This window comes from Blautia sp. MSK20_18 (genome assembly GCF_020553125.1).
In the GTDB taxonomy this organism is placed as follows: Bacteria; Bacillota; Clostridia; order Lachnospirales; family Lachnospiraceae; genus Blautia_A; species Blautia_A fusiformis.
Genome location: NZ_JAJCGR010000007.1, coordinates 65182 through 78631, shown reverse-complemented (window position 1 = coordinate 78631; position 13450 = coordinate 65182). Strand labels below are relative to the sequence as shown.

The following is a 13450-nucleotide window of genomic DNA, read 5'->3' as shown; positions in this document are numbered from 1 at the left end:
TAATATGAATATTCAAAAAATTCAAGGAAGGACGATGCAGATGTTGAAAAACTGGAACCCGGAACAGATTCCGGAAAAAGAGGATATCAAAGTGCGTTTAAGTGCTGCAAGAACCAGATTATATGAATTGCAGATGGCTCTGAAAGAGCATAAGATTCCGGTGATCGTGCTGTTTGAAGGCTGGGGAGCTTCCGGAAAAGGAAGTACCATAAGTAAGGTGATCAAGAATATCGATCCTCGTTTCTTCAAAGTTGCGACTATGTCAGCACCTACAGAGGAAGAACTTCGGAAACCATTTCTTTACCGATATTTCAGGGAAATCCCGGAAGCGGGCAAGTTTACATTCCTGGATTCAGGATGGATGGATCAGACCTGTCGTGAACGTATGGATAAAAAGCTGAAGGGTGACAATTATTCAAAACGGATTGACAGTATCCGGAGATTTGAACGTCAGCTGACGGATAATGGATATGTACTCCTGAAATTTTTTATGCAGATCGACCGGAAAGAACAGGAAAAACGTATGGGCATCCTTCTGGAAAGCAAGGATACCAGATGGAGAGTCAATGAATATGATCTCTGGCAGAATGATCATTATAAGAAGTGCAGAAAGATTTTCGACCAGTATATGCAGGATACCAATACATCTGCGGCTCCATGGTATATTGTCGATGCCGGTGACCGGAAGTGGGCAGAACTGCAGGTACTGGAAACCATGATTAGCAATATAGAGGTTGCCATGGAAAACAGCAAACATGCAGTGCCGATCCTGCAGAATGTTTTTCCTCTGGTGGAGATGCCCAGATTAAGCGAGATTCCTCTGGATGGAAAAGAAGTGGGGGATGAAGAGTACAAGGCAGAGCTTAAGGAACTGCAGGCAAAGCTTGGAAGTCTGCATAACCGTCTTTACCGAAAAAGAGTGCCTGTGATCATCACCTATGAAGGCTGGGATGCTGCCGGAAAGGGAGGAAATATCAAGAGGATCACGGAGGCTCTTGATCCCCGTGGATTTGAGGTACATCCTATCGCAAGTCCGGAGCCTCATGAAAAAGCCCGTCATTATCTGTGGCGTTTCTGGACAAGGCTTCCCAAGGATGGTCACATTGCCATCTTTGACCGGACGTGGTACGGAAGAGTGATGGTAGAACGTCTGGAGGGCTTCTGCAGCGAGAATGACTGGAGACGTGCCTACAATGAGATCAATGAATTTGAGAAGGAGCTTTCTGACTGGGGCGCTGTGATCGTGAAATTCTGGGTCCACATTGATAAGGACACCCAGCTTGCCAGGTTCAACGACCGCCAGAGCAATCCGGAAAAACAGTGGAAGATCACGGATGAGGACTGGAGAAACCGTGAAAAATGGGATCAGTATGAAACAGCAGTAGATGAGATGCTTCAGAAAACCAGCACTGCTTATGCACCATGGCACATTCTGGAATCCGTAGATAAGAAATATGCAAGGCTGAAGGCGCTTCGGATCGTGATCGAAGAAATTGAGAAAGCGCTGAAATAAGAGATAAAAGCTGCGGCAGGATAACAGATATTCTGCTGCAGCTTTTTGTCTGAAGAGAGATGAATCAATTCCGGAGATAGTTTCGCATACTGCGAAGAGCATGTTTTTCCAGTCGGCTGACCTGAGCCTGGGAGATACCAATCTCATCAGCTACCTCCATTTGGGTTTTTCCCTCGTAGAAGCGGAGATCGATAATGTGACGTTCACGCTCTCCAAGCCGGTTCATGGCATCTCGAAGAGAAATATCCTCCACCCAGTTTTCTTCCAGGTTCTTTTTATCACTGATCTGATCCATAACATATAGGGTATCTCCGCCTTCGGAATACACGGGCTCAAAAAGGCTTACCGGGCTCTGGATCGCATCCATGGCATAGACGATCATTTCCTTGTCGATACCGATCTCATCAGCGATTTCTGCAATGGTAGGCTCTTTGAGATGCTGCCGCATATAGTTTTCCCGGGTATAGATGGTTTTGTAAGCGATATCCCGCAGAGAACGGCTGACCCGTATGCTGTTGTTATCACGGAGATATCTTCGGATCTCTCCGATGATCATGGGAACTGCATAGGTGGAAAATTTTACCTGAAGAGTGGTGTCGAAATTATCGATCGCTTTGATCAGGCCGATGCAACCGATCTGAAAAAGGTCATCCGGATTTTCACTGCTGTTCTGAAAACGCCGGATCACGCTTAAAACAAGCCGCAGATTGCCTTTGATGTACAATTCCCTGGCTTCTTCATCGCCAGCTTTGATTCTTTTAAAGAGCTCCGCCTTTTCTTCCTGATCGAGAACGGGAAGGGTTGAGGTATTTACTCCGCAGATTTCAACTTTATTCAGTGCCATCTTAGAATCCTCCTTGTCTTGTCAGTACATTAAGATGATTCTCAGAGGGCGGTTGAAATATACTTTTTCAGGGAAAATATAAAAAATAAAGGGCCTTGACAATAAGGAGGTATTTATTCTCCGGACAGCAGTTTTTCATTACGGAAATCAACAAGGATGATATCTTCGCCGATCTGGCGGATGCAGTCCCATGGAATGGAATATTCATTTTCTTTGGAAAAACACCAGCAAAATTTTCCCGGTTCCGGCATGATCAGGGCTTTCAGACGTGCGGTTTCACAGCAGAATTCCACATCAAGAGGGCAGCCAAGACTGCGGCAGGTATGGATATTGATCACTTCTTTTTGTTTCAGCTCACAGATGCGCATAAATTCATCACCTGGTATGATTTTATGGAAAATCTGTAAAATTTATGCAAGTCCGATTATTGACACATTATGTGCATTTATTTTATAATAAAAACGAATTTAGTAATGATTTACTGATCCGGAAAGGGGGAGAGTTCCGTGAGATGTCCGTTCTGTAACCAGGATAATACAAGAGTTGTAGATTCCAGACCTGTAGAGGATACCAATTCCATCCGCCGCCGCCGTCTCTGTGATGCCTGCGGAAAGCGTTTTACAACTTATGAGAAGGTGGAAACGATTCCGCTGACTGTGATCAAGAAGGATCAGAACCGGGAAAGCTATAAACGTTCCAAGATCCAGGATGGTGTTCTTCGTGCCTGCTATAAGCGCCCCATTCCCATTGAGAGAGTGGAAGAGATGATCGATTCCATAGAAGGAGATATTTTCCGGTCAGAAGACCGTGAGATCAGCAGTACCAAGATCGGAGAGATCGTTATGGAGCATCTGAAGGATCTGGATGCGGTGGCGTATGTACGCTTTGCGTCTGTATACAGAGAGTTTAAAGATGTCAGTACCTTTATGGATGAGCTGAAGAAGCTGATCAATTAAGAGATTAAATGAATAGACCGCAAATGCAGGAGATTTCAGGCCGATTGTCAAAAGACAACCGGCCTTTTTTGAAACATGAATGTTCGATTTTTCAGAGATCGTAAAAGTGGATACAAAAAAACAGGAACCGCCTGGGAAAAATCCTCTGCGGTCCCTGCTATAAATATACATTAATGATTCAGGAAACTTAATTAAACAATACCCTGAGCTTTCATAGCGTCAACAACTTTTTCGAAGCCGGCGATGTTTGCACCTACAACATAGTTGTCTTCCATACCGTAACGTTTAGCAGCGTCATCAGCTTTGTGGAAGATATCGATCATGATGTGGTGGAGTTTCTCATCAACCTCTTCTCTTGTCCAGGAAAGTCTCATGGAGTTCTGGCTCATCTCAAGTGCAGATGTGGCAACACCGCCAGCGTTTGCGGCTTTACCAGGCATGAAGAGAACACCGTTCTCCTGAAGGTATGTTGTTGCATCAAGAGTAGTAGGCATGTTTGCACCTTCAACGACGTATTTGCAGCCATTTGCAACCAGTGTTTTAGCTCCGTCAAGACCAAGCTCGTTCTGAGTAGCACATGGAAGGTAGATATCACATTTGATATTCCAGATGCCAAGTCCCTCAGTGTAGGTAGCACCCTCAACACGGTCTGCATATTCTTTGATACGTCCACGTTTTACTTCTTTGATATCCTTTACGACGTCAAGGTTGATTCCGTTCGGATCGTAGACATATCCGTTGGAGTCGTTCATTGCAACAACCTTGGCACCAAGCTGAGTAGCTTTCTCAACAGCGTAAATAGCTACATTACCGGAACCTGTTACAACGATTGTTTTTCCTTCTACGGAATCATTGTGAGCTTTGGCGATCTCGTTGAGCATGTATACAACACCGTAACCGGTAGCCTCTGTACGGATCAGGGAACCTCCGAAGGAAAGACCCTTTCCTGTAAGGACACCCTCATAAAGGCCACGGATTCTCTTATACTGTCCGAAGAGATAACCGATCTCACGTCCGCCGACACCGATGTCACCAGCCGGAACATCTGTATCTGCGCCGATATATTTGCAAAGCTCTGTCATAAAGCTCTGGCAGAATGCCATAACCTCTCTGTCAGATTTACCCTTAGGATCGAAGTTGGAGCCACCTTTTCCACCGCCGATCGGAAGGCCTGTAAGAGAGTTTTTAAAGGTCTGCTCAAAACCAAGGAATTTCAGGATACCCTGATTTACAGAAGGATGGAATCTTAAGCCGCCTTTGTATGGTCCGATGGCGCTGTTGAACTGAACACGATATCCCTTGTTAACCTGTACAGTTCCGTTATCATCGATCCACGGTACTTTGAAGGAGATGATCCTCTCTGGCTCTACAAGACGCTCAAGGATAGAAAGTTTACGATACTCTTCCTCATTTTTGTCAATTACGACTTTAAGGGAATCGAGAACTTCCTTAACTGCCTGATGGAATTCTGGCTCGCCAGGATTCTGTGCTACAACTCTTTCATAAACTTCTTCTGTGTAAGACATTGTTGTTTCCTCCTCATCACATATTAAATTGCGTTGAAAACTAAATTCGAGTGCTATTATACATTAACATGCTAAAAAAGGGAAGTGCTAAATTTAATTTTTTTAAATTTTTATTTCTTGCGTTGAAAGCCTAAATGTGAGATGATATAGAATAAATATTTTTTGACTATGAAATTAAAATGGTTAAATAATAGTGAAAATTAGAAGAGGAGTGGTTTTTATGAGAACATTCGGGAAATCATCAAAGCTTGACAACGTGCTGTACGATGTGCGCGGACCGGTTGTGGATGAGGCTGCCAGAATGGAAGAAGATGGAATGGAGATTCTGAAGCTGAATATTGGTAATCCGTATCCATTTGGGTTTTCAGCACCTCAGGAAGTGATCCTGGATATGCTGAGTAATGTTCGTACTTCCCAGGGATATTCCGATTCCAAGGGCATTTTTTCTGCAAGAAAAGCGATCATGCAGTATGCACAGCTTCGCGGGATCCCGGGAGTTACCATTAATGATATTTATACGGGAAATGGTGTCAGTGAACTGATCAACCTCTGTATGCAGGCGCTGCTTGATAACGGGGATGAGATCCTGATCCCGGCTCCGGATTATCCGCTGTGGACAGCTACTGCAACACTGGCAGGCGGAAATGTAGTTCATTATATCTGTGACGAACAGTCTGACTGGTATCCGGATATTGAGGATATCAAGAGCAAGATCACACCAAGGACCAAGGCGATCGTTATCATCAATCCCAATAACCCTACAGGTGCAGTATATCCGAAGGAGATCCTGGAACAGATTGCAGACATTGCAAGAGAAAATGAGCTGATCATCTTTTCTGATGAGATCTATGACCGTCTTGTTATGGATGGATATAAACATACATCGATTGCATCCCTTGCACCCGATGTGTTCTGTGTAACATTTTCAGGATTGTCCAAGTCTCATATGATCGCAGGTTTCCGCATCGGATGGATGATTTTAAGTGGTGCAAAAAGTAAGGCGAAGGGTTATATAGAGGGAATCAATATGCTCTCTTCCATGCGTCTCTGTTCAAATGTTCCGGCACAGTCCATTGTACAGACTGCACTTGGCGGATATCAGAGTGTCAATGAATATACGCAGCCGGGCGGACGTGTTTATGAGCAGAGAGATTTTATTTACAAGGCACTGAATGATATTCCGGGAATTTCCGTTGTAAAACCACATGCGGCATTTTATATATTCCCGAAGATCGATACTGAGAAATTCAATATTTTCAATGATGAACAGTTTGCTTTGGATTTTCTTCATGAGAAACAGGTGCTTGTTGTTCCGGGCAAGGGCTTCAACTGGAATCAGCCGGATCACTTCCGTATTGTTTATCTGCCGGATATACGCCAGCTTGACAAGGCAATGAAGAAGATGAAAGAGTTTTTTGCTACATATAAACAGGTCTGATCGCAGATAGATAAGAGGAGATTTGCAATCTATATTCGCTGTCTGCTCATAACCGATAAACTGTAAAGCAGGTATTCGGTTATATTTTCGGCATAGACCGGAACCGAAAAAAATGTTATAATATATCTGAAATATCCCGGCCAGTTACGTCGGGATATACAAATAAGACCAGAATTGCTTGAGAGGGGAATGAGGAGGGACCGTTATCGAACAGCAATAAAACAGAAATCGAAAGGGGAAATAACTGATGAGCAAATTCAACATGAAAGTGACACCTGAGATTGAGAAACTTACCCAGATCTGTCGTGAGAATGACAAACTGGATCTGTCTTTATATGGTAAATACGATGTCAAGCGAGGCTTGCGTGACCTGAATGGAAAGGGTGTCCTTGCAGGACTGACCCAGATCTCCAATGTCCAGGCAACGAAGATCGTGGACGGAAAAGAGGTTCCCTGCGCAGGTAAGCTTTCTTATCGCGGGTATGACATTAAGGATCTGACAAATGGTTTTATCAATGACCGGCGCTTCGGTTTTGAGGAAGTAACCTATCTGCTTCTTTTCGGAAAGCTTCCGGATCAGGAAGAACTGAATGGATTTTCCGGGATTCTTGCGAACCAGCGTATGCTTCCGCGGAATTTTGTAAGGGATGTCATTATGAAGGCACCATCCAGAGATATTATGAACGCTCTGTCAAGAAGCGTGCTGACACTTTATTCCTACGACAAAGACCCGGATAATATTGAACTGGAGAATGTGCTCCGTCAGTGTATCAACCTGATCAGCGTTTTCCCGCTGTTATCTGTTTATGCATATCAGGCCTATAACCACTATGAGAAAGGCGAGAGTCTTTATATCCATCAGCCTAAAAAGGAGCTTTCCACAGCTGAGAATATCCTGCGTCTGTTAAGACCGGATAAGAAGTATACGGCACTGGAGGCAGAGATCCTTGATATTGCTCTGATCCTTCATATGGAGCATGGCGGTGGTAATAACTCTACTTTTACTACACATGTGGTTTCCTCTTCCGGGACAGATACGTATTCTGCGATCGCGGCAGCACTAGGTTCTCTGAAAGGCCCGAAACACGGCGGTGCCAACATCAAAGTCGTAAAAATGTTTAACGATATGCGTAAACACGTACATGACTACAGTGATGAAGAGGAGATCAGTGCATACCTTAAGAAGCTTCTTCATAAAGAGGCCTTTGATAAACGTGGACTGATCTATGGTATGGGACATGCGATCTATTCTGTTTCAGATCCACGTGCAGAAGTCTTTAAAGGCTATGTGGAACAGCTTGCAAGAGAAAAGGGCAGAATGAAGGATTATCAGCTGTATGCTGCAGTAGAGCGTCTTGCACCAAAGGTTATCGCAGAGGAGCGTAAGATCTATAAGGGTGTCAGTGCCAATGTGGATTTTTACAGCGGATTTGTTTACAGCATGCTGGATCTGCCGCTGGAGCTTTACACACCGATGTTTGCTATTGCACGTATCGTAGGCTGGAGCGCACATCGTATGGAAGAGCTTATCAATGTGGATAAGATCATCCGTCCCGCATATAAGAATGTCCTTCCGGAAGCAGAGTATATTCCTCTTTGCGAGCGATAGGAAAGGACTGAGGTGGAATAGATGTTCAGATGCTTTTTTCCGGATGAATATCTGGATTCTGCGTATGGGATCGATTATGAGAAGCTTTACAGAGAAGGATACAGAGGGCTGCTCTTTGATATCGATAATACCATTGTTCCCCACGGTGCACCGGCAGATGACCGGGCAAAGAAACTGTTTGAAAAGCTGAGGGCTCTCGGGTTTCGATACTGCTTTGTATCCAATAACCAGAAACCTCGTGTGGAGCCCTTTGCCAAAGCAGTAGAGGGGGATTTTATAGAAAATGCCCATAAACCGGCTGGGAAAAATTATAAAAAAGCCTGCCAGGTGATCGGAATCGATCTTGACAGGACGATCTTTATAGGAGATCAGTTGTTTACGGATATTTATGGAGCAAAGAGAGCAGGGATCCGGACGATCCTTGTGAAACCGATTCATCCAAAAGAGGAGATCCAGATCGTACTGAAGCGATATCTGGAAAAAATAGTATTACATTTTTACCAAAAAGAGGAGGGAAAGAATTCATGAACCATATTGTAATCATCGGCTTTATGGGTTCAGGAAAGACACGAGTTGGAAAGAGACTGGCGAAGGACCTGGGGCTTCCGTTTATTGACGTGGACAGACTGATCGTGAAAAAAATGAACATGTCAGTAAAGGAGGTATTTGAACGCTTTGGAGAAGCATTTTACCGTGCGCTGGAGACTATGGCAGTCAAGGAACTGTCCACAGACAGCGAACGGAAGGTAATCTCTGTAAGTGCGGGATTGCCTCTTCAGGAGCAGAACCAGAAATATCTCCAGAGTATGGGAACGATCATCTATCTGAAGGGATCTGCTGCAACGTTGATCAAACGTCTGGAAGGAAGTAACAATCCCACATTGGAAGGAACTGAGAATAAAGAAGAGAAGATCAAGAAACTTCTGAAACAGAGAGATCCGGTTTATGAGAAGTTTGCGGACATTAAAGTTGTCACAGGAGTGAAGCCTTTTGATGAGCTGATCGCAGAAATTGAAGAAAAATTGAAGGCTTAAACAAAAAAACAGTTGAAAAATGGCAAAAGGTATTATAGAATAATCCATAGCGAAAAAGAACCGCATATATTAAGGAGGAAATATTTATGATTTCAGCAGGTGATTTCAAAAATGGTATCACACTTGAAATTGATGGAAACGTATGTCAGATCGTTGAATTCCAGCATGTAAAACCAGGAAAAGGCGCAGCCTTTGTAAGAACAAAATACAAGAACATTATCACAGGCTCTGTAGTAGAGAAATCCTTCCGTCCTACAGAGAAATTCCCGGCAGCACGTATTGAGCGTGTAGATATGCAGTATCTGTATCAGGATGGTGGTTTATACTACTTCATGAATACAGAGACATATGATCAGGTTGGTCTTACAGAGGAGCAGGTTGGCGATTCTCTGAAATTTGTTAAGGATAATGAGATGGTTAAGGTTTGCTCTCATAACGGAGAGGTATTCGCAATCGAGCCACCTCTTTTTGTAGAGCTTGAGGTTATTGAGACAGAGCCAGGATTCGCAGGAAATACAGCACAGGGTGCTACCAAACCGGCAACTGTTGAGACAGGTGCACAGGTTCAGGTTCCTCTGTTCGTAAACCAGGGCGACAAACTGAAGATCGATACAAGAACAGGTGAGTATCTCTCACGTGTATAATGCAGCAAAAAACCCGCGTAAGCGGGTTTTTTTGTGCCATAAAATTAAAAGATCATTTTGATAGTATTTAAAATACCAAAGTTTGAATGCATATTCCAGACTGTACAGGTAAGAAAAACTGTACAGTCTGGACTTTTTTTGAAATATCCTTGACACGAAAAATCATTCTGGTATAATTAAACCCAGTCAAAAAACTGACTAAGAAGTTCGTCTGTCCACCAGAGATGACCGGAAATGATCCGGTCACAGAAGTCTTTTAAGGGCTTGTACTGGTTTCGACGGGGGCTTTGAAGTTAGGGAAGCCATCCGCAGACTCCTGGACTGCGTATCAACCGGGAACTAAATATAAACGCAGACGAAAAGTTAGCGTTAGCAGCCTAAGCTGCTCGTCAGCCCCGTTGCACTCACACATCGGGAATCTGGCGTCGACCATGTGAGAAACCTTGCCGGGTAAGCTTTGCCCCGGTAGATGTATCATGAAGCTACTGAAGCAGTAAGCCTGTCGGTGGGCGTACTGCTGAGGGAATGTTAAATCAGCGACTGTGATGGGAGATGCCTTAAGGGATAGGCTTTCGGACAGGGGTTCGATTCCCCTCAGGTCCATTTATGGAACGTCCCGGAAAGACAGCATTTATGCGGCTTTCCGGGAATTTTTTTTACTTTCTTTATTACTCGTGGATATCAGGAAATTCTTCGCAGATACAGAAAGCGATGGTGATAGAATGAAAAAAACTCTGCTTAACAGAAAAAAGCAGAATAAGAAATCTGATTATTATGATTATAATCTGGTAGCTGTTATTGTACTGCTGGTGTGCTTTGGACTGGTCATGCTTTACAGCACCAGTTCATATATGGCAGAAGTGAATTATGGCAACGATATGTTTTATTTTAAGAAACAGGCACTGATCAGTGCAGCATGTCTGATCGGAGCGTTATTTATTTCAAAAATACTGGATTATCATATCCTTCTTCCTTGTACAACTGCGTTGTATGTGGCTTCGCTGATCCTTATGGGACTTGTGCGGACTCCGCTGGGACATTCCTCTCATGGTGCTACCAGATGGTTGTATATCGGACCGATCAACTTCCAGCCTGCCGAGCTGGCAAAGATCGCGGTTATTATCATGATGGCTTACATGATCGGAAAAATGGGACGAAAGGTGAAAACTTTAAAGAGCTGTATGATCCTGGGACTTCCGGGGGCAGGACTTGCGCTTGCGGCTTATATACTTACAGATAATCTGAGTACAGCCATGATCATTTTGGGAATAACAGTTGGAATGGTGTTTGTGGCACATCCGGATATGCGTCCGTTTATTGCTGTGGCAGCGGCAGGAGTGATCCTTATTGTGATCGGAGTACTTTTTCTGGTTGCGACGACCAAGAATAGTGACAGCTTCCGTGTTATGCGAGTACTTGTATGGCTTCAGCCTGAGAAATATTCCGATGAAGGCGGTTATCAGACGCTGCAGGCATTGTATGCCATTGGCTCCGGAGGGCTTTTTGGCCGCGGGCTTGGAAATAGTATCCAGAAGCTTGGAAGTGTTCCGGAAGCACAAAATGATATGATCTTTTCAATTATCTGTGAGGAGCTTGGAATTTTCGGAGGGATTTTTGTACTGATCCTGTTCGGATATCTTTTGTACAGGTTGTTTTTTATTGCGCAGAATGCACCGGATCTGTTTGGCTCACTGATCGTTACCGGGATTTTTATACATATTGCGCTGCAGGTGATCCTTAACATTGCCGTTGTACTGAATCTGATGCCCAATACAGGTGTCACCTTGCCCTTTATCAGTTACGGAGGAACGTCCATTGTGTTCCTGATGCTGGAGATGGCAATAGCTCTCAGCGTGGCCCGTCAGATAAAATTTCAAGAGTAAAATAGTTTTAAAATCAAAATATTTTTGTTCTGGAGCCATTTTTTGGGAAAATCCTCTTGACAACTGTTTTTGCAGACTATATACTTTGCTCAAAAAGAGGAAACAGATTCGATCTGTAACGATTAAAGGAGAGAATAAGACATGTTAGAAAAAATGAAAGAAATGCTTGCAGAGCAGTTAAATTGTGAGGCATCTACAATCACACCGGAGACATCTTTCAAGGATGATCTTGGTGCAGATTCTCTTGACCTGTTTGAACTGGTCATGGCTCTTGAGGATGAGTACAATGTTGAGATCCCGGCAGAGGAGCTTACAGATCTGAACACAGTTGGAGATGTGATCGATTATCTTAAGAACAAAGGCGTAGAAGCATAAGCAGAAATCTAGGATCCTCTGGGACGACAGTGTCTCAGAGGATTTTTTTGTATATGCGAAGATACATGAGAGGGATGGCAGGGTATTCCGCCGGAAAACCTATGGACATTTTGAAGGATTTGGGTATATAATAGCACCTATAAAGAGAAACAACAAAAACGAGGAGAAAAGAAATGACAAAGATCAGAACAAGATTTGCACCGAGCCCTACAGGAAGAATGCATGTGGGTAATTTAAGAACAGCTCTTTATGCTTATTTGATCACAAAACATGAAGGCGGAGATTTTATCCTCCGTATTGAAGATACAGACCAGGAACGTTATGTGGAGGGAGCTGTAGATATCATCTACCGTACTCTTGAGAAAACAGGACTTCTCCATGATGAGGGACCGGACAAGGATGGCGGATTTGGCCCGTATGTACAGAGCGAGCGTCAGGCAACAGGCATGTATCTGAAATATGCCAAACAGCTTATTGAGCAGGGAGATGCATATTACTGCTTCTGCGGCAAGGAAGAACTGGAAAGCATGAAACGTACTGTTGCAGGTAAGGAGATCTCTATTTATGACAAGAGATGTCTCCATCTTTCCAAGGAAGAGGTTCAGCGCCGTCTGGATGCAGGTGAGCCGCATGTTATCCGCTTTAATATGCCAACAGAGGGAACCACTACATTCCATGATGTTATTTACGGAGATATCACCGTTAACAATGAGGAGATGGAGGATTTGATCCTGATCAAATCTGACGGTTATCCGACCTACAACTTCGCAAATGTAATTGATGATCACCTTATGGGAATCACACATGTTGTAAGAGGTAACGAATACCTTTCCTCTTCACCGAAGTATAATCGTATTTATGAGGCATTCGGATGGGAAATCCCGACCTATGTTCACTGTCCGCTGATCACAGACGAGACACATCAGAAGCTTTCCAAGAGATGTGGACATTCTTCCTATGAAGATCTGATCGATCAGGGATTTGTGACAGAGGCAGTGATCAACTATGTTGCACTCCTTGGATGGAGCCCGGCAGACAACCGTGAGATCTTTTCTCTTCCGGAGCTTGTGGAGGCATTTGATTATCATCATATCAACAAATCACCGGCAGTTTTTGACATTGCCAAGCTGAAATGGATGAATGGTGAGTATATCAAGAAGATGGATCCGGAGGCATTCTATGAGAGAGCACTTCCGTATCTGAAAGAAGTTCTGAAAAAAGACTTTGATCTTAAGAAGATCGCAGGAATGGTTCAGACCAGAATTGAAGTATTCCCGGATATTCCGGAGCTTGTAGATTTCTTTGAGGCAGTTCCGGAGTATGACAGTGCGATGTACCGCCACAAAAAGATGAAAACAACAGAGGAGACTTCTCTTGCAGTTCTCAAGGAAGTGCTTCCGGTACTGGAAGCACAGGAGGATTATACCAATGATCCGCTGTATGCATCTTTAAGCGCTTTTGTAAAGGAGCACGGATATAAGAATGGTTATGTTATGTGGCCGCTTCGTACAGCAGTATCCGGCAAGCAGATGACACCGGCCGGTGCAACAGAGATCATGGAGATCATTGGCAAGGAAGAGACACTGAAACGTGTACATGCAGCAATCGAAAAGCTTGAAAATAAATAA

General features: G+C 43.8%; 13 protein-coding genes and 1 other RNA gene. 11 read left to right on the top strand and 3 right to left on the bottom strand.

The window, feature by feature from the left end; translation table 11 throughout:
- The first annotated feature begins 40 nt into the window (after positions 1–40).
- Complete coding sequence (pap, locus tag LI091_RS06315) at positions 41–1513, top strand: polyphosphate:AMP phosphotransferase (RefSeq protein ID WP_178016266.1); 1473 nt, start codon at positions 41–43, stop codon at positions 1511–1513.
- A 64-nt stretch (positions 1514–1577) separates the two neighbouring features.
- Here pap and sigG read toward each other — a convergent pair whose 3' ends face one another.
- Positions 1578–2357: an RNA polymerase sporulation sigma factor SigG gene (gene sigG / locus LI091_RS06310; protein ID WP_015524423.1), complete on the bottom strand. Its 780-nt coding sequence runs from the start codon at positions 2355–2357 to the stop codon at positions 1578–1580.
- A 113-nt stretch (positions 2358–2470) separates the two neighbouring features.
- Positions 2471–2725, bottom strand: a complete 255-nt coding sequence (locus LI091_RS06305) for a YlmC/YmxH family sporulation protein (RefSeq protein ID WP_015524424.1) — start codon at positions 2723–2725, stop codon at positions 2471–2473.
- Positions 2726–2863: 138 nt separating this feature from the next.
- Here LI091_RS06305 and nrdR point away from each other — a divergent pair, with 138 nt between their 5' ends.
- Positions 2864–3313, top strand: a complete 450-nt coding sequence (nrdR, locus tag LI091_RS06300) for a transcriptional regulator NrdR (protein WP_021976805.1) — start codon at positions 2864–2866, stop codon at positions 3311–3313.
- Between the two features lie 191 nt (positions 3314–3504).
- Here nrdR and gdhA read toward each other — a convergent pair whose 3' ends face one another.
- A complete protein-coding gene (gene gdhA / locus LI091_RS06295) occupies positions 3505–4839 on the bottom strand; it encodes an NADP-specific glutamate dehydrogenase (RefSeq protein ID WP_021650707.1) in 1335 nt (444 codons plus the stop codon).
- 220 nt (positions 4840–5059) lie between these two features.
- Between gdhA and LI091_RS06290 the strand changes: the two genes are divergently transcribed.
- From LI091_RS06290 to gltX, 9 genes are all read left to right on the top strand, one after another.
- Positions 5060–6277: an aminotransferase class I/II-fold pyridoxal phosphate-dependent enzyme gene (locus LI091_RS06290; protein WP_129974430.1), complete on the top strand. Its 1218-nt coding sequence runs from the start codon at positions 5060–5062 to the stop codon at positions 6275–6277.
- 247 nt (positions 6278–6524) lie between these two features.
- The gene (locus LI091_RS06285; protein ID WP_129974431.1) at positions 6525–7886 is read left to right on the top strand and encodes a citrate/2-methylcitrate synthase; all 1362 of its coding nucleotides are present in this window, start codon (positions 6525–6527) and stop codon (positions 7884–7886) included.
- A gap of 21 nt (positions 7887–7907) precedes the next feature.
- A complete protein-coding gene (locus LI091_RS06280; protein ID WP_265190942.1) occupies positions 7908–8414 on the top strand; it encodes a YqeG family HAD IIIA-type phosphatase in 507 nt (168 codons plus the stop codon).
- Positions 8411–8920 (top strand): shikimate kinase, encoded by a 510-nt coding sequence (locus LI091_RS06275; protein WP_015524429.1) that lies wholly within the window; start codon positions 8411–8413, stop codon positions 8918–8920. Before LI091_RS06280 ends, LI091_RS06275 begins: the two co-directional genes overlap by 4 nt.
- Positions 8921–9006: 86 nt before the next feature.
- Positions 9007–9564, top strand: coding sequence for an elongation factor P (gene efp / locus LI091_RS06270; protein ID WP_015524430.1), 558 nt, complete (start codon positions 9007–9009; stop codon positions 9562–9564).
- Positions 9565–9824: 260 nt separating this feature from the next.
- Positions 9825–10170, top strand: a transfer-messenger RNA (tmRNA) gene (gene ssrA, locus LI091_RS06265).
- Between the two features lie 116 nt (positions 10171–10286).
- Entirely contained in the window at positions 10287–11447 is a 1161-nt protein-coding gene (locus LI091_RS06260; RefSeq protein ID WP_265190941.1) for an FtsW/RodA/SpoVE family cell cycle protein, read from the top strand.
- 141 nt (positions 11448–11588) lie between these two features.
- Positions 11589–11822 carry an acyl carrier protein gene (acpP, locus tag LI091_RS06255; protein ID WP_015524431.1) on the top strand — a complete coding sequence of 78 codons (234 nt, stop codon included), beginning with the start codon at positions 11589–11591 and terminating at the stop codon, positions 11820–11822.
- Between the two features lie 173 nt (positions 11823–11995).
- Positions 11996–13450, top strand: coding sequence for a glutamate--tRNA ligase (gene gltX, locus LI091_RS06250; RefSeq protein ID WP_015524432.1), 1455 nt, complete (start codon positions 11996–11998; stop codon positions 13448–13450).

What these genes read in the sequence shown, in the direction of transcription:
- LI091_RS06280 (WP_265190942.1), top strand. Translation starts at nt 7,908, where the DNA reads ATGTTCAGATGCTTTTTTCCGGATGAATATCTGGATTCTGCGTATGGG.
- LI091_RS06275 (WP_015524429.1), top strand. Translation starts at nt 8,411, where the DNA reads ATGAACCATATTGTAATCATCGGCTTTATGGGTTCAGGAAAGACACGA.
- sigG (WP_015524423.1), bottom strand. Translation starts at nt 2,357, where the DNA reads ATGGCACTGAATAAAGTTGAAATCTGCGGAGTAAATACCTCAACCCTT.
- efp (WP_015524430.1), top strand. Translation starts at nt 9,007, where the DNA reads ATGATTTCAGCAGGTGATTTCAAAAATGGTATCACACTTGAAATTGAT.
- LI091_RS06260 (WP_265190941.1), top strand. Translation starts at nt 10,287, where the DNA reads ATGAAAAAAACTCTGCTTAACAGAAAAAAGCAGAATAAGAAATCTGAT.
- LI091_RS06285 (WP_129974431.1), top strand. Translation starts at nt 6,525, where the DNA reads ATGAGCAAATTCAACATGAAAGTGACACCTGAGATTGAGAAACTTACC.
- LI091_RS06290 (WP_129974430.1), top strand. Translation starts at nt 5,060, where the DNA reads ATGAGAACATTCGGGAAATCATCAAAGCTTGACAACGTGCTGTACGAT.
- acpP (WP_015524431.1), top strand. Translation starts at nt 11,589, where the DNA reads ATGTTAGAAAAAATGAAAGAAATGCTTGCAGAGCAGTTAAATTGTGAG.
- gdhA (WP_021650707.1), bottom strand. Translation starts at nt 4,839, where the DNA reads ATGTCTTACACAGAAGAAGTTTATGAAAGAGTTGTAGCACAGAATCCT.
- LI091_RS06305 (WP_015524424.1), bottom strand. Translation starts at nt 2,725, where the DNA reads ATGCGCATCTGTGAGCTGAAACAAAAAGAAGTGATCAATATCCATACC.
- gltX (WP_015524432.1), top strand. Translation starts at nt 11,996, where the DNA reads ATGACAAAGATCAGAACAAGATTTGCACCGAGCCCTACAGGAAGAATG.
- pap (WP_178016266.1), top strand. Translation starts at nt 41, where the DNA reads ATGTTGAAAAACTGGAACCCGGAACAGATTCCGGAAAAAGAGGATATC.